Consider the following 17171-nt stretch of genomic DNA (forward strand, 5'->3'; position numbering starts at 1 on the left):
TAGTATAAACTATTTTTTATATTTAGTTTCTAGTATTGGTGGTTGGTTTTTGGTGACTATTTTAATAAACTATATTTTTTAATCTTAATTTTATTGTTTTCTGTTTTGTATTTACGTTAAATAATATTTTTTTGGTATAAACTTTTGTTGTTTTTATTTTACTTTGACGCCCTAAAATAATAATAACATGAAAAATATAAGTTTGGTTATCATGATGTTAGTCATGGTTTTTGTTGCTGGGTGTTCAAAAGAAGACTTAGAAGTAAACAATAAAGATGTCAGTATTCAGTACAATGGTACATCTGTAGAAACTAGAAAAGCTAAGGAGTACACTAATTTTTATTTTACTATTAGATCTAAAGTGCGTACACCTATGCAAGGGTATGTAGAAGTAGTTACTATAAATAATGAGAAGATAAAGTCGGATAGATTTTCTCTTGATATGGGAGAGCATAGAGAAGTTCTAGTGAAGAAAGAAGGAGTAGTAGTTGAAAGAGATTATGTAAAGAGCTATAAAGTGTATGCTACCCCTATCAACTTTGATGCATTTCCGAATAGGGGAATGCCTTCAAGAGACTTCTTTAACCCACCTATGTATAAATTTCCAAAGGCAGGATAGAATGTCTGTAGGCTATATACAATTGGGATACTTAATGTTGGTGTAGTGTTAAAGCATTGTGTCTTGTTTTGTTTGTGCAGTTTATTTGTAATAAAAAAATTGCTTTATGAATAAGATATTGATGTCTATGATCATCATGATGTTATTATTAGTAAGTTGCTCATCAGATGATAATGAACTTAAGAGTAATGATAAAGATGCTTATACAGAATATGTGAATCACTCTGTCGTACAACGTGATTCTAAAAGGTATAGCCAATTCGTATATAATGTGAAATCTGTTACGACAAACCAATTAAAGGGATATCTAGAACTAACTACTGTAGAGGGAAAAAAGTTTAAGTCAGAGGACTTTAATGTAAGTCCTGGAGGAGTAACGACAGTGACAGTGCTTGTGGAAGGACAAGTGAGTGATGTCGGATTTATCAAAGATAGAAAGTTGTATGTCAGACCTGTTATTGCATTTGTAGATCCTTTGTTGCCAATAAAATAAATTATTATTTATAACTAAAAAAAGAGCTATTTGAGATTTTCTCTAATAGCTCTTTTTGTTGAAACAAAGTATAGACTTACTTAAAGATATCTTTTATCACTTTTCCTTTACTGTATTCTAGCTTTATACCTAATAGTTCAGCCATTGTATTTGCTACATCTATTTGCTCATAACTACCTGTACTGATTGTTGTATTTTGTTTAAAGTCTGGCCCCATAGCGAAGAATTCGATATGACGACATCCTAGACAAGCATCTCCATGGTTAACAAAAGAATCTTTTACCCCATCTAAGTGACGACCATGGTCATTTGATACCATTAGTGTTGTCTTGCCTTTATAGTCAGGTTGAGATTGTAAGAAATCCCATATATCTTTAATGCTTTGATCTGTTGTTTTGATAGCTTGTATGTATTCATTCCATTTGTTAGCATGTCCATAGCTATCCACATCTTTTAAGTTAATAACAACTACATTAGGTTTGTCAGTTGTGATTACTTTTTTGAAGTTCTCGATAGTTACTTCATCTGTTCTATAACCTGTACCATTACCTGCTACTCCTGCATCTGCTTTAGGCATATATTTATTGTTCCAATCTGGGTTTTTAGTGTTGTTTAGTACTTCTAATTTGTCTTTAGATACGACAACCCAAGCTTTGCTACTGTCTTTGTTCGTTTGTTTTAACCATTGTTGTAACACAGAAGGATTGGTAGGAAGTTCTTTACCGTTATTTTTAATACTGTCATATACACCTGTGATAAGAGCTGTATGTCCTGCATTAGTATTCGTTAGTCCATTGTTTCTAAAGTTGCTGATAAAAACTCCTTCTTTTAATAGAGCAATACGGTTAGGGATATGCGCTTGTGTAGTTTCTTGCCACGTCTCTGTCATTCTAGGGCCGTCGATTACGAGTAATACGACATTCTCAGTTTGATACTTTTTGTTTTCTTTTTGTTCTACTTTGTTGTCATCGCTAGAGCATGATGCTAGGGATACACATAAGATAAGGCTTAGAATAATTCTTTTCATAATGATGTTTTTGTATATCACAAAGTAACCTCGATTACACCTCATTATACAAGTTGTTCGCATTATGCGTTTGTGAAGCTTAGGTTATATAAACGTTTAGAAAAAAGTAGAACTGTAGGCGTTATTTAATGTAGGGTTAACGACTATTTTGTATCATTTGCTGTACAAGTTTTTAGAAGTAATTTATAAAAACTCTATCTTTAAGGATTCAATTATAAAACTATGAAGAAGTTAGGTTTGTATCTTATGATTCTTGCTCCGATGATCGGCTTTGGACAAAGCTCGAATGGGAGAATACAGGAGTTGTGGAATATTATTCAGAAACAAGAAGAGAATGCTGAGGTAAAGAGCATGTTGCCCAATATACAGGAAGTAAAGAAGTTGTCTAAAAGACACAATGACTATCCTAGTATGATTAAGGCAATGTTCTATGAGGTAAGAGTAAATATCTTAGTCAGTGAAGATGATAAGTATGATGTCAATACAGTCATTAAGCAATTCGCTGAAGAAAGAAGAAATGCTAAAGGAATTAATAAGGCTATTATCGACACGTATATCGCTGAAATATTTAAGCTTTATTACACTGCTAATAAATATAAACTTAGAGGTAGAACAACTTTAGAACAAAGTACAGCTTCTGGTGTTGCATACTGGACTGCTGAGGAGTTTAAGAAAGAAATAGAAAAGTATTATCAAAGTGGACTTTCTCTAGCAGCTAAAGAACAAGGAGAATCTATTGGTAATTGGGGAGATATGTTTAGCTCTAATGTTTCTAACTTAGGTGTTAATAGGACTAAACTGACAGTGTATGATGCATTGCGTCTAAATTATTTAGACAATCTACAGTATAACTCATTTGATTTGTCAGATGAAGAACGTAGAACACTAGAGCAAAAGAAGGAAGAGTTAAAAGCATCTCTTCTAAAAGATGTAAAAGCTAAGAATGATCCTACACTCTATGTGTATGTAGAGATGTATCTAGCAGCTACTATAGAATCTAGTGAGGATAGAAAAGAGAAGTTCGAAAGCTTATTAGCAGCGTATCCTAATGAGCCTCTTGTGTATGAGGGATATGCTAATTATCTAAATGGAGTAGAGCTAGTAGCTCTAATAGATAAGGCTGTAAAGTTATTTCCTAATACCAAGACGGCAGAGAACTTAAGTGCACTGAAGAAGTATACAGAACGCAAACAATACACTTATAATATCAATAAGTATGTGCTAGATAAGCAGGCTATACCTGTGAGCATAGGACATCAGAATGGGGATAAGGTATATGTGCGCGTGTATAAGAACAACCAGGCTAAGAGAAGTAACAATGTACCCTTTCATAAGGGGATAGAGGCATATAACAGATTAGATAAGGAATATACTTCTATAGATACTTATGCATTGCAGTTGAGTACCTTCACTGATTATGAAATGCACAAGACTGTGGTAGCATTACATCCGTTAGAGGCAGGTAGATACTTTATAACATTTTCTAATGTGCCTTTTGATCAGATTAAAGAAGGGGAGTCGGATGTACAAGTGAGCCTAGTCAATGTGACACCTAATATTATAGAAATAAACGAAGGGAAATTACGTGCTTATAATAGAAGAACAGGTAAGCCATTAAGCAATATTAGTATTCACATCGCTAATGAAGATGAGAAGCGAACTAATAGTAATTATTGGGAAACGGTGATAACGACAGATTCGAATGGAGAGGCTAATCTTGATTTTGCTAAATCTGATCGATATCTCTATGCTAATATAAAAGGGGAAGAGGTATATTATTCTTCTTATGTATACAATCGTTATCAGCAAGAAGAAAAAGAAGATAATGTACAGTATAAAGCGACTGTACTAACAGATAGAGGTATCTATAGACCTGGACAAGTCTTATATTTTAAATCTATAGTTTCTAAAAAGAGTAAGCTAAGTGAGCAGGTCGTAGCTAAGGCACAAGTATCTATAAAGCTATATGATCCTAATGGAAAGGAATTGACTACACAACAACTGTTGACCAATGAGTTTGGTTCTGTCAATGGACAGTTTGTATTGCCATCTGTAGGTAGATTAGGTAATTATAGTGTTGAAGTCATATTAGGAGAGGAGACTGTAGGATGGAGTCATCTATCAGTAGAAGAGTATAAGCGTCCGAAGTTTGAAGTAGAGTTCGAAAAACCTAAAGAGATCTATAAGCTAAATGAGGAGGTAATAGTAGAAGGAAGTGCAAAGGCTTTCTTAGGGGCTAATATAGATAAGGCGAAAGTAATCTATAGAGTAGAACGACAAGAGATATGGCCTTATTGGATATGTGGACCTTACTACCCAAGTAGATATCTGAATCCTGAGACAATGATTCAGGGAGAGACAATAACGGATGAGAAAGGAAAGTTTACTATCAGCTTTAAGGCGTTGCCTAAAGAAGAAAAAGAAAGTAAGCTGCCTCGTACCTTTACTTATTTTGTCTATGCAGATGTAATAGACCAGAATGGAGAAACACATAGCAGTAGTATAGATGTTGTAGTAGGAGAGAAGAATATAGAGTTAGCTGTTAATCTTCCTTTTATTTCTACAGTAAAGGATTTGAGTAAGTTTACGATTAGTACGAAGAACTTAAATGGGATAGACTATGCTTCTCAAGGGGAGTTAAGTATATTTCCTCTTTTAGCTCCTAATCCTGAGCGTATCTCTGATAATTTTGGTTTAGATAAAGGAGATTATAAGTTGTATGATTACAATGAGTTTGTCTCTCTATTCCCTCATTTAGATTACGGAGATGAGAAAGATACTGCGCAATGGGGAATAGGTAATTCTGTGTTTAGTACATCATTTAATACAGCAGATACAAAAGAGGTGGTATTTAAGGGAGCTAAACAATTGTCTTCGGGTGCGTATATCGTTAAGGGATATGTATACGAGAACGGTGAGAAGAATGAGATAGAGAAACGCTTTACATTAAGAAATGAGGAGTCAAAAGAGCCATCAAAGGTCTTAGTAGAATTAAAAGCAGAGGACAAAGTATATAAAGTAGGAGATAAGGCTAGTGTAGAGATACGCAGTGCTGAGAATAATACGTATGCATTCGTAGAAGTAAAAGCAAACGGTAAACAGGTTTATCAAAAAGTGATGAAGATCAATAAGAGAGGTTCGTCAATAGATATTCCTATTAAACAGGATTATAAGGTAGTAGATGTTTATGCCTTAGCATTAAAGCACAATATAGCAGCACAAGATGCGGCTAGTGTTGCTCTAAAAGGAGAAGAGAGTAAACTGTCTTTAGTTATTGAGTCTTTTAGAGATAAGGTAGAACCAGGAGCTAAAGAAAAGTGGTCTTTAAGAGTAAAAGGGAAGGAGAAGGAGCAAGTGGTATCTGAAATATTGGCTACTATGTATGATGCTTCTTTAGATCAGTTTGTATCACATAGTCTAAATACTACTCTTAAGGTTCCTGTACATTATTACAACAGACCTTCGTTTAGTATGTATGATTTTAGTAATATCAAAGGAATAAGTTACTTTAATTCATTAGCAAGTGAGACAGTTGATTATACTAAGTTTATAATAGATAGACCAATCGTATTTAATACTTACGGCTTAAACTTCCAACCTAAAGTTAGAATTGGTTCTGGAACAATGCGAGTGAGAGGGATGAGTAAGGTGAGTGCTACGAGTGGAGATGCAATGGCTGAAAATATTGTTGCTCTTAAACTTTCATCTCAAGAGGAGTTTAAAGAAACTGCTCCTATGATTGAGTCTAAGGACGTAAGTAGTGGTGGTAACAGTGTAGAAAAAACGGATGCCCCTGCGCCGACTATTCGTAAAAACTTACAAGAGACAGCATTCTTTTACCCTACACTAAAGACAGATGAGAATGGTGATGTGAAGTTTGAGTTCACAATGCCTGAAGCTTTGACTAAATGGAAGTTTATGGCTTTTGCTCATACTAAGGATTTGCGTAGTGACTATGCAGAAAAAGAAGTAGTAACTCAAAAAGAGTTAATGGTAGTGCCTAACTTACCTCGTTTCTTACGACAAGGAGATAAGTTAACGTTATCTACTAAAGTAGTTAATCTATCTGATACTAATAGAAAAGGTAAAGCTACTCTTCAACTGTTTAATGCTTACACGAATGAGTTGTTGGTAGAGAAAACAGGAGAGTTCTCTGTCAATAAGGAAGAGTCAAGTGCTGTAAATTGGGATATAGAAGTTCCGAATAGCGTAGATGTAGTATCGTGTAGAATAGTAGCTGTGTCAGATAATTATAGTGATGGAGAAGAGTCTGTACTACCAGTATTGACTAATAGAATGCTAGTAACAGAGACAATGCCTATCTATATCAAAGAAGGACAGAATAAGATATTCAAGTTTAAAGAGTATGAAGCGAATAGAAGCAATACACTGCAGAATCATAAACTGACATTAGAGTTAACGACTAATCCGATTTGGAATGCTGTGTTTGCTTTACCATACTTACAAGAATATCCTTATGATAGCTCAGAGCAAGTGTTTAGTAAAGTGTTTGCTAATGCTGTTGCAACGAAGATATTAAATGACAATCCTAAGATTAAGACTGTCTTCGATCAATGGAATGTAAAAGGAGAAATGTCTTCTAAACTAGAACAGAATCAAGAGTTGAAGAGTGTACTGTTAGCTGAGTCGCCATGGGTTAGAGAAGCAACAAGTGAGGCTGAACAAATGAAGCGTATGGCAGTCTTGTTTGATTTGAATAAAATGCAATATGATCTTCAGTCGGATATTGATAAGTTAATCGAGCAACAAAACGAAGATGGAGGATTCTCTTGGTTTAAAGGAGGTAAATCAGATAACTATATTACACAAACTATTGTAGAAGGTTTTGGTAATCTGAAACGCATAGGTGCAATGGATGCGCCTTGGGCAAGTGATGTGAATTATATTTCGATGCTAAGGAGAGCAATAGAGTATATGGATCAGGCACAGTATAAAGATTATGAAGAGCAAGTGAAGTTTGGTGTAAAAGGTAAAGTTCCTAGCTTAGGTACACACTATCTATATGCACGTAGTTATTTTATAGGGGACTTTGGTATCAATGAGAAATACTCTCCTATGATAACAGCTATTCGTCAAAGTATCGAGAGCGAGAAACCTGCTAATAATCTTTATCAAGAGGCTATACGAGCTGTGATAGCAAAGAGATTTGGTTCTGATAAAAAGGCAGAGAGTATTGTTAAGGGGATTATGGAGACAGCAGTAGAGTCTGATGAGATGGGAATGTATTGGAAGAATAATACTGCAGGATGGTTATGGTATCAGGCTCCTATCGAAACCCAAGTAGCAATTCTAGAAGCTACCAACGAGGTAAATAAAGAGAGATACGCTAATGCGATAGAACAGATGAAAGTTTGGTTACTAAAGAATAAACAAACTACTGGATGGAGATCTACTAAAGCAACTACAAAGGCTGTATATGCCTTATTAAATACAGGTAAGTCTTGGTTAGATGCAGAGCAAGGTCTTGAAGTAAAAGTAGGAGGATATCTTATAGATACAGAAGCAAATGCTCAGGCGGGTAGTGGTTATATTAAACAGAGTTGGTCTAAAGCAGAGCTGACAGCTAAAAAAGGTGTTGTAGAAGTAAATAAGTCCTCTCCTGGTATCGCTTATGGCGCGATGTATTGGCAGTACTTTGAAGATTTAGATGCTATTAATGCTGCAGAGACAGGTATTAAGTTAACTAAAAAACTATATATAAAAGCGAATACAGAGCAAGGTCAAGTACTACGTGAGATCACTAAGGAGTCTCCAATTAAAGTAGGTGATGTGGTGACAGTACGTTTAGAGATAAGTACAGATAGGAATATGGACTATGTTCACTTAAAAGATATGCGTGCTAGTGGCTTTGAACCTACGAATGTACTATCAGGGTATAGATGGAAAGGAGAGTTGGGATACTATGAAGAAACGAGGGACGCATCTACGAATTTCTTTATATCGAGATTGAGAAAAGGAAGTTATGTATTCGAGTATGAGTTAAGAGCTAATGTAAGTGGTCAATTCTCGAATGGTATTACAACCATGCAGAGTATGTACGCACCAGAGCTAAGTGCTCATAGTGAAGGCATCAGAGTAGAGATTAAGAACTAGTGTAGCTAGATAAATAAACAGAAGGAGGTTTGCTGAGGTAAACCTCCTTTTTTATGAGGTATACTTCTTGTTGTAGGTTAAGTGTTTAAGGGGTGATGAGGTTGTAAATTTGTAATACAAAAAACAAAGAGATATGAAAACAAGAAATATTAAACAAGTAGTAAAACCACAACCAGCACACTTTGTAGGAGATGGTTTTAGAGTGCACAACTTTATTCCAAGTATGCCTAATATGAATATGCAACAGATGGATCCTTTCATCATGTTTGATTATAATTCTAAATACACATTTGGGCCTTCAGAAATCCCAAGAGGTGTAGGAGTTCACCCGCATAAAGGATTTGAGACTGTAACAATAGCGTATAAAGGACGTGTAGAACATGGAGATAGTAGCGGAGGTGGAGGTATCATAGGAGAAGGTGATGTACAGTGGATGACTGCAGCGTCTGGAGTTTTACACAAAGAGTTTCATGAAACGGAATGGAGTAAAACAGGTGGTGAGTTTCAAATGGTACAATTATGGGTGAACTTAAAGAGAGAAGATAAGAAAGGACCTGCTAAGTATCAAGCAATAGAACATGATAAAATGGCAAAATATACATTGCCTAATGGAGAGGGAGTAATAGAAGTGATAGCAGGAGATTATAATGGGACTAAAGGAACAGCTTCTACATTCTCACCTATTCACATGTACAATTTAAAAGCAAAAGTAGGTACAAATACTAACTTTAGCTTTCCTTCAGGGTATACTACCTTATTGTTAGTATTAGAAGGTGAAGTAAAAGTAAATGGAACAGTAGTAGCTACAGATCATGTGGCTCACATGGAGAGAGAAGGAGAAGAGTTTACAGTAGAAGTTACTAAAGATGCTGTAGTCTTAGTAATCTCAGGAGAACCTTTAAATGAACCAATAGCACATTATGGACCATTCGTAATGAATACAACAGATGAGTTAGTACAAGCAGTAGATGACTTTAACTCTGGGAAGTTTGGAGATCTAGCATAATAATAAATTTCATAATAAGTAAGGAGACTATATTTTTATAGTGGTTTTGTTTTGGTGAAGGGAGAGGTAGTGATTGCCTCTCCCTTTTTTTGTGGATGTAAAATAGCTGTTTATAGCTATTGCATATTGACTAGGTATGTTTTTACATTTGTCATATTAATCGATAGGTATGAAAAAAGTAGGGATTACATTATTTGCACTAGCACTTTTGACGGTTAGTTGCAAGGATAAAGAGGTGCAAACAGAAGTAGTAGAAGAGACTCAAATCGTGACTCCTCAAATACAGCCAGAGACAGCTGACTTAAAGTTAGCCGCAGACAATATGGATGCCTATATGGATTCTGAAGATAAGATGATGGTAACTTTAGGAGATGCAGATCAATTGCGTCTTCAAAAGGCAATACAAATCATCGGAAATATGAATGTCATCTATACAGAAGATGAGGGAATAGATCATGATAAGACAGATGCAGCTTTCTTAAAAGAAGTAGAAGGTAAAACTTTTAAAGAAGTATGTAAAGTAGCAGAAGGATATCTTAAAGCTGATCAACAACGCGAGTTTGACCGTATCAATGCAATATTAGAGAGTATAAAGGATCCTAAAGCGGATGCTGATATCGAGCGTTACAATGAGGTACAACATGATCTTAAAGAGGCTAATAAAATACCTGTTACACTAGATGCTTATACTTATAGTGAAGAGTGTTTTTTATAATGAATAATGTACTTTAAAAGAAAACTCCTATTGTAACAATACAATGGGAGTTTTTGTTTTTATGGCAGTAACTTCTGTATTTGATGAAAGTGTCTATCGTTGTGATACACTACAATGCGCAAGCTATCTCCTACATTGAGTTTGTACCAATTAGAAAACATCGTTACAATCGCTCTATTGTTTACTACTTCTTGTGGCATTTTTTTTATAATATCTTTCAGAGCAATCAAGTTGGCTTCAAAGGTGATAATTACATCTTTAGAGATGATCTTATCTATTGGATTAGTCTGTTTAGGGCTTTTAATAGGCTTTTGATTCTCTTTGTATAATAATATATTGGCAAAGTACTTACCTATCACTCCTGATTTAAATAGTAGCTGTTCTCTCTTTTTACCATTCATTGCACTTTTAAATTGAGGTAAGTAAAAATCAAAGTAATAGTTAAGATGTGCAATACACTGTAATATATTCCATGATTCTACTGTTGGTTTATAGTTAAGCTGTTCTGTACTAAGTCTCTTTATGTATTGCAACTGCTCTAAATGCTTATCTGTAAGCAAGCATAATCTATCTAATACTTGTTGGTTAGTCATCATTAATAATTTTATACTACAAAAGTCTAGTAAAGGATTAATCTAAATCTTGACTCAAATCAAGATTTTTAAGTCGAGATAGAGTTTCAGCTGTCATTCGTAAGTAACGAGCAATATACTTTTGTGGAACTTCTTGAAATAGTAGGGGAGATCGTTTTAAGACTCTTTGATATCGAAGAATAGGAGAATCTGTTAGTAAGTCTATTTCTCTTTCTTGAAACTGAATAATAAGTTTCTTTATTCCTTCCATATCGTTTAGTAATCTAGTCGTTTCTTCAGAAGATAGTATAATGACTTCTGTTTGTCTGATGGCTTGTAAGTAATAGATAGTAGGCTGTTGAGTAATTAAACTGTCTAAAGCACAGATTGTACTTCCTTTATATCCGAAGCGAATGATACGTTCCTCATTATTATCTAAAATATATAATTGAACACAACCATTTACTATATAATACAAGTTAGTATTAATATCTCCCATTTGACAGAGATAGTCACCCTTTTTTAGGGTAAACTTATTTTTAATAGAAGTAGTTGAGCTAATCGACATAAAATACTAATTATACCTATAAAGATAAAAAAAGGAAGCTAATTAGCTTCCTTTTGTCTGTCTATTATAACAATCCTGCTCTTTTTAATAAAGCATCCGGAGTAGGTTCTTGACCTCTGAATTTTTTGTATAATGTCATTGGGTGATCAGTACCTCCCTGAGACAACACATAATCTTTAAACTTAGTAGCTACTTCTTTATTGAAGATGCCATTGTCTTTGAAGTATGCGAATGCATCAGCATCCAATACCTCTGCCCATTTATAACTGTAGTATCCAGATGAGTAACCACCTTGGAAGATATGGGAGAATGAAGTACTCATTGCATTCTCTTTTACATCAGGATATTGTTGAGTAGAGGCAAATTGTTTTGTTTCGAAGTCTTTTAGACTCGTGATAGCAGTAGGGTCTTGCCCATGCCATCCCATATCTAATAGACCGAAGCTCAACTGACGTACTGTAGCTATTCCTTCTAAGAAGCTCGCACTCTCTTTGATTTTTTCTACTAATTCCATAGGGATAGTCTCTCCTGTCTGATAGTGTTTAGCGAATAGCTCTAAAGCTTCTTTCTCATAACACCAGTTCTCCATCACTTGGCTTGGCAATTCTACGAAGTCCCAATACACATTAGTTCCTGATAGAGATGGGTAAGTGGTATTTGCTAACATGCCGTGTAGTGCATGCCCAAACTCGTGGAATAGAGTAGTCACTTCGTTAAAGGTAAGTAGCGATGGCTTAGTCGCAGTTGGCTTAGTGAAGTTACATACGATAGAGATATGTGGTCTTTCATTGATACCATCTTTGATATATTGGTTTTTGAATGAAGTCATCCATGCACCGTTTCTCTTTCCTTTACGTGGGAAGAAGTCAGTATAGAATACCGCTATGAAGTCCCCTTGTTCGTTCGTTACCTCAAATGTACGTACATCTGCATGATACTTCTCTATAGTCTGTACTTCTGTAAAAACTAATCCGTATAGCTTATTTGCTACTTGGTAAGCACCGTCTAATACATTCTCTAACTGGAAGTATGGTTTAAGTAATTCATCATCTAAGCTAAAGCGCTCTTGTTTTAACTTCTCAGAGTAGTATGAACCATCCCATTTCTCTAACACATCTACTTTGTCTGTTTTTTGAGCAAAAGCAGTTAATTCGGCAAACTCTTTATCTGCAGCAGGCTTAGCCTTTGCTAATAGCTCTTCTAAGAAAGCATTTACCTTATCAGGGCTCTGTGCCATACGCTCTTCTAATACGAAGTGAGCATGTGTAGCATATCCCAATAGATTAGCTCTCTCATGACGTAGGTTTACGATCTTTAAGACATTCGCTTCATTGTTGTGCTCATTATCTTGAAAGGCTTTTTTACCTGAAGCGATAGCCATCTCTTTACGCAACTCACGATTATCAGCATAGGTCATAAAAGGGATATAACTAGGATAGTCTAATGTGAATATCCATCCCTCTTTACCTTCTTGTTCTGCTAAAGCTCTTGCCTCTTCTATAGCGCCTTCAGGAAGACCAGCTAAGTCTTTCTCCTCGGTGATGTGCAGTTGGTATTTATGTGTTTCTGCTAATACGTTTTCTCCAAATTTTAGGGCTGTAGTAGACAGTTCTGCATCTATTGCTCTTAATCTTTCTTTTTTATCTTCTGATAACAATGCACCATTGCGGACAAAGCTTTTATAATTCTTTGTCAATAAGGTTTCTTGTTCTATAGTAAGGTTCAGTGTCTCTTTTTGTTCATAAACTGCTTTTACACGTTTAAATAACTCTTCGTTTAAAGAGATATCATTGCCTAATGCAGATAACATAGGAGCTACTTCTTGTGCTATTTTCTGCATCTCATCATTGGTCTCTGCAGAGTTCAGGTTAAAGAAGATATTAGACAATACATCTAATTCCATCCCTGAGTAGGCTAATGCCTCTAGTGTATTCTCAAAGGTAGGTGTTGCAACGTTAGCCGTAATAGTGTCTATCTCTGCTTTTGTATCTTGTATTGCTTTTTTGAAAGCAGGTATATAGTCTTCCGTTTTAATTTGAGTAAATGGTGCTGTACCATGAACGGTGTTAAATGGATTGTTCAATGCCGACATATTTTCTAATTTATTTTTATACTATAAAAGTAAGTTTTTTTTAAATAATGGTTAGTTAATAATATTGGAATGTTTTTTGCACTAGGTGTGAATAATCACATATTAATCAATTTTTAAATTAATATGTTTGTTATAATAGATAATTAATCAATATGTTATGATGGAAATATCATCAAAGGATGTAGACATTCTGAGAAGTGAAGTAAATGAAGCTATTAGATTAGGTACATTAACGGATAAGCAACTACAAGTTATCTATGATAATAAGTTGTTTAATATGTTTGTGCCTGAATATTTAGGAGGCCTAGGAGTTAGTTTGATTGAAGCTTTACAGGTGGAAGAACAGTTGGCTAGAATAGATGGTAGTCTAGGGTGGACAGTGACCATGTGTGCTGGTGCTAATATGTTCGTAGGATATTTAGAAAGCTTTCTTGCCAAAATGATTTTCCAAGACCCTAAAGTATGTTTTGGAGGAAGTGGACAGATAGATGGTATCGCTAAGGTATCCAGAGATGGGTATATAGTGAATGGTACTTGGGATTATATCGTCGGATTACCACATTGTACTGTATTGACCTTGAACTGTCATATTGAAGAAAAAGGAGAATTGCTTTATAAGGAAGATGGTTCGCCTTATTTTAAAACGTTTTTCTTCTTTCCTAAGGAGATTAATGTTATTGAAGATTGGCAGTCTGTCGGGTTAAAAGCTACTGCGAGCCACAGCGTCAATATCAAAGACTTTAGGGTAAGTAGTAATCGTGCTTTTGAGATAGATAGTAATCATCCTGTTATCAACGAACAGATCTATCACTATCCCTTTATGTCGTTTGCATTGTTAACCTTGACTGCAAATCATTTGGGCATGCAAGAGCATTTTATGGATGAACTAAGAAAGTACTTTACAGGAGAGTTGTATAATAAATATTTTGAGTTTAAAGATGAATTGTTCTATCAATATGAAGAGAAATTCCTTGAGAGAAGAGCAGCCTTCTATCGATTAGCTCAGTCCTCTAGTGATGAGATAGCATTAAATGGGAAGTTAACAGAGCAGACTACTGCTGATATTGAGAAGATGTGCAAAGGTCTAGTCTATAAAGGACGTAATGCTGTTCTGAAAGTCGTGCCTTATTTAGGTATGGGAGCGATGAATTATACTACAGAGATGAACCGTATCATAGGAGATATTCTCACAGCGAGTCAGTTTAGTTTATTATTACCAGAAAATTTAGAATAGAGAAAAATAGAGCAATTTGAAGAGATCTCATCAGTATTACTGATGAGGTCTTTTTTGTTTAAAGTGTTTTAATGCGGTAGCTTTGTTGTTGACAAAACAACATATTATGAGACAGTATCTAAGTGATGCCGATGTGCAAATACTTAAAGACAATATAACTACAGCAGAACAATTAGGTCATCTAACAACAGAACAACTAGAAGTGCTGTATAGAAACAATTTATTCAACCTATTTGTGCCTAAACAATATAATGGATTAGAACTAGACTTTATAGATGCACTAAGGGTAGAAGAGCAATTAGCTACTATAGATGGGAGTTTAGGATGGACAGTGACGCTATGTGCAGGAGCTAATATGTTTGTAGGCTTTTTAGATCCTAATGAAAGTAATAAAGTCTTTCAAGACGCTAAGGTGTGTTTTGGAGGTAGTGGTAAGGTAAGTGGAGTAGCAAGAGAAGAAGGAGAATATTACCTTATCAATGGGACTTGGGATATCGTTACAGGACTACAGCATTGTACAGTTTTTACAGCGAATTGTCATCTTGAAGTCAATGGGGAATTGCAGTATGATGCAGAAGGAAGACCTGTGTATAAGTCATTTTTCTTTTTGCCTTCTGAAGTAACAACTAAGAACAGTTGGGATACCTTAGGACTAATAGCTACAGGGAGTCATTCTATCGTGGCAGAAGGATTATGCGTACCTAAATCATGTAGCTTTAGTATCACGAGTGAGGCATGTACTATCGACACCCCACTTTATAAGTTTCCTTTTTATCCGTTTGCGAAGTTTACATTAGCTGTGAATCAGTTGGGAATGCAATACCACTTTCTACAAGAAGTAGAGGTATATTTTAATAAACTCAAAGGAGGTGTTTATGAACAGTTCCAAACAGAATTGTTAGTGAAGCTACAGACAGCATATCACACGCGTAGAGAAGCTTTTTATGATTTAGCATCTACTACATGGCAGAAAGTACAAGAAGGTATTGAACTGACAGAAGAAGAGTGTAATACTATAGATAAACTGTGTAAAGAAGTGGTGTATCAAGGGAGAGATGAGGTGATACAGCATTTACCTTATCTTGGGATGTACGGAGTGAATAATAGCTCTCCTATAAGTAGAATCGTCAGAGATATATTAACAGCATGCCAACACAGCCTGTTTCTTTAATTACGATTTTCAAATTACGAATTACAAATGGTTTGCCTACGGCATCAAGTATGTATATCACTTCTAATAGAAATATAATATTAGGGGTGTACTGTACATATTCAATATTAGATGCCCATGAGTATACTCATCTGTTATGTGTTTTTTGAGGGTAATGTAAGATCTCATCTTTACGTTTAATTATTTCAAATTACGAATTACCTTTAGATTTGCTAACTGAGAATATGATAATATTGTAGAGAATAAATAAAACAACCTAATCAACAAAGTGAACCAGACGAATTACAAGGATAACGCCCTAAAATTCGAGTAGGACTTTGTTGATTTTACTAAAGAGTATCAGACTAGTAATTAAGACGTCGAGGTCTAGTATTAAGGTTTAGATGATATTTTAGTAACAGGTTGCCTTAAATAATTATCATATGGACAAATTTACACAATTTATCGGAATAGATATTTCCAAAGATTATTTTGATGTAGCTATTTATGTAGATGCTAATTCTTGTAAACACAATCAGTTTGAAAACACTAAAACGGGAGTTGATCAATTTATGAAGTGGATGAAAAGCGAAGGATGTTGTGTAGAGGAAACATTGATATGTATGGAGCATACAGGTATTTATAAAAATATTTTAGTAGATATTTTGCTTTCAAAGAATTGTAATCTATGGGTAGAAATGGCTTATAGAATTATAAGAAGTAGTGGAATACAAAGAGGAAAGAATGACAAGATAGATTCTAAAAGGATAGCATTGTATGCTAAGAAAAATCAAGAAGAAGCGAAGCTCTTTAAAGCATCAAAGGCTGTATTGAATAAGATTCAGGCTCTATTGGGACAGCGAGAGATGAGTATAGCTCATAAGACAGCTATAGAAGTAAGAACCAACGAATTTAAGGGGTTTAATGATGAACTGTACAAGGTTTTGTCTAAAAATGATAAGGCTATTATCAAGGCTTTAGAGAACGCTATAAAGGTGATTGAAGAACAGTTAAATACTCTTATTAGAGAAAATCAAGAGGTATCTGAGATATTTGATTGTGTGATTTCTGTAAGAGGTGTTGGAGATATTACAGCGATGTTTTTAATATGTTATACCAATGCGTTTACATCATTTGAAGACTCTCGACAATTAGCATCTTATTGTGGTGTTGTCCCTTTTGAATATACTTCAGGTAAAAGTGTAAGAGGCAAAGCTAAAGTACACTTTATGGCTAATAAAAAGCTTAAAAAACTTTTACATCTCTGTGCTTTATCAGCTGTTAGATGGGACCCAGAGATAAGGGCTTATTACGAGAGGAAAGTTGGAGAAGGTAAGCATAAGATGCTTGTTTTAAACAATGTTAGAAACAAGCTTGTACAGCGTATATGTTCTTGTGTTAGGAATAAAAAAGCTTATGAGGTACGACAAGTAGCATAAACATCATACATTGAATTAGAAACAAAAATAGAGGATAATACGGATATAATCCTCAGGTTAGATATGCCTTGTTTTATTGAGTTATTCTCAAAAATAAGGTGTAAAATATATTAATAATGATTTGCTTTTATCATAGTAATCG

At 34.9% G+C, this 17171-nt stretch carries 12 protein-coding genes; 8 read left to right on the top strand and 4 right to left on the bottom strand.

From position 1 onward, the window contains the following. Positions 1-187 precede the first annotated feature (187 nt). Entirely contained in the window at positions 188-619 is a 432-nt protein-coding gene (locus MODO_RS13740; RefSeq protein ID WP_006259536.1) for a hypothetical protein, read from the top strand. A gap of 106 nt (positions 620-725) precedes the next feature. Then, a complete protein-coding gene (locus MODO_RS13745; RefSeq protein ID WP_006259535.1) occupies positions 726-1112 on the top strand; it encodes a hypothetical protein in 387 nt (128 codons plus the stop codon). 76 nt (positions 1113-1188) lie between these two features. On the opposite strand, the gene MODO_RS13750 is transcribed toward MODO_RS13745, so the two are convergent. Then, a complete protein-coding gene (locus MODO_RS13750; RefSeq protein ID WP_006259534.1) occupies positions 1189-2139 on the bottom strand; it encodes an alkaline phosphatase family protein in 951 nt (316 codons plus the stop codon). 222 nt (positions 2140-2361) lie between these two features. On the opposite strand from MODO_RS13750, the gene MODO_RS13755 reads away from it, so the two are divergent. The 3 genes from MODO_RS13755 to MODO_RS13765 all read left to right on the top strand — a co-directional run bounded on the left by MODO_RS13755 (position 2362) and on the right by MODO_RS13765 (position 9974). After that, positions 2362-8253, top strand: coding sequence for an alpha-2-macroglobulin family protein (locus MODO_RS13755; RefSeq protein ID WP_006259533.1), 5892 nt, complete (start codon positions 2362-2364; stop codon positions 8251-8253). A 133-nt stretch (positions 8254-8386) separates the two neighbouring features. Continuing rightward, positions 8387-9259 carry a pirin family protein gene (locus tag MODO_RS13760; RefSeq protein ID WP_006259532.1) on the top strand — a complete coding sequence of 291 codons (873 nt, stop codon included), beginning with the start codon at positions 8387-8389 and terminating at the stop codon, positions 9257-9259. 169 nt (positions 9260-9428) lie between these two features. Beyond that, on the top strand, positions 9429-9974 hold the full coding sequence (locus tag MODO_RS13765; protein WP_006259531.1) for a hypothetical protein: 546 nt from the start codon (positions 9429-9431) through the stop codon (positions 9972-9974). A 59-nt stretch (positions 9975-10033) separates the two neighbouring features. On the opposite strand, the gene MODO_RS13770 is transcribed toward MODO_RS13765, so the two are convergent. The 3 genes from MODO_RS13770 to MODO_RS13780 form a co-directional block, all read right to left on the bottom strand. Continuing rightward, positions 10034-10567 (bottom strand): DinB family protein, encoded by a 534-nt coding sequence (locus MODO_RS13770; protein ID WP_235811665.1) that lies wholly within the window; start codon positions 10565-10567, stop codon positions 10034-10036. Between the two features lie 37 nt (positions 10568-10604). Beyond that, on the bottom strand, positions 10605-11114 hold the full coding sequence (locus MODO_RS13775; RefSeq protein WP_006259529.1) for a Crp/Fnr family transcriptional regulator: 510 nt from the start codon (positions 11112-11114) through the stop codon (positions 10605-10607). A gap of 64 nt (positions 11115-11178) precedes the next feature. Continuing rightward, positions 11179-13206, bottom strand: a complete 2028-nt coding sequence (locus MODO_RS13780; RefSeq protein ID WP_006259528.1) for a M3 family metallopeptidase — start codon at positions 13204-13206, stop codon at positions 11179-11181. Positions 13207-13363: 157 nt separating this feature from the next. Here MODO_RS13780 and MODO_RS13785 point away from each other — a divergent pair, with 157 nt between their 5' ends. The 3 genes from MODO_RS13785 (at position 13364) to MODO_RS13795 (ending at position 17029) form a co-directional block, all read left to right on the top strand. Then, a complete protein-coding gene (locus MODO_RS13785; RefSeq protein ID WP_006259527.1) occupies positions 13364-14440 on the top strand; it encodes an acyl-CoA dehydrogenase family protein in 1077 nt (358 codons plus the stop codon). A 106-nt stretch (positions 14441-14546) separates the two neighbouring features. Beyond that, positions 14547-15611 carry an acyl-CoA dehydrogenase family protein gene (locus tag MODO_RS13790; RefSeq protein ID WP_006259525.1) on the top strand — a complete coding sequence of 355 codons (1065 nt, stop codon included), beginning with the start codon at positions 14547-14549 and terminating at the stop codon, positions 15609-15611. A 422-nt stretch (positions 15612-16033) separates the two neighbouring features. After that, entirely contained in the window at positions 16034-17029 is a 996-nt protein-coding gene (locus tag MODO_RS13795; protein WP_006258619.1) for an IS110 family RNA-guided transposase, read from the top strand. Positions 17030-17171: the final 142 nt, after the last annotated feature.

The sequence above is a fragment of the Myroides odoratimimus genome (genome assembly GCF_001485415.1).
GTDB lineage: Bacteria > Bacteroidota > Bacteroidia > Flavobacteriales > Flavobacteriaceae > Flavobacterium > Flavobacterium odoratimimum.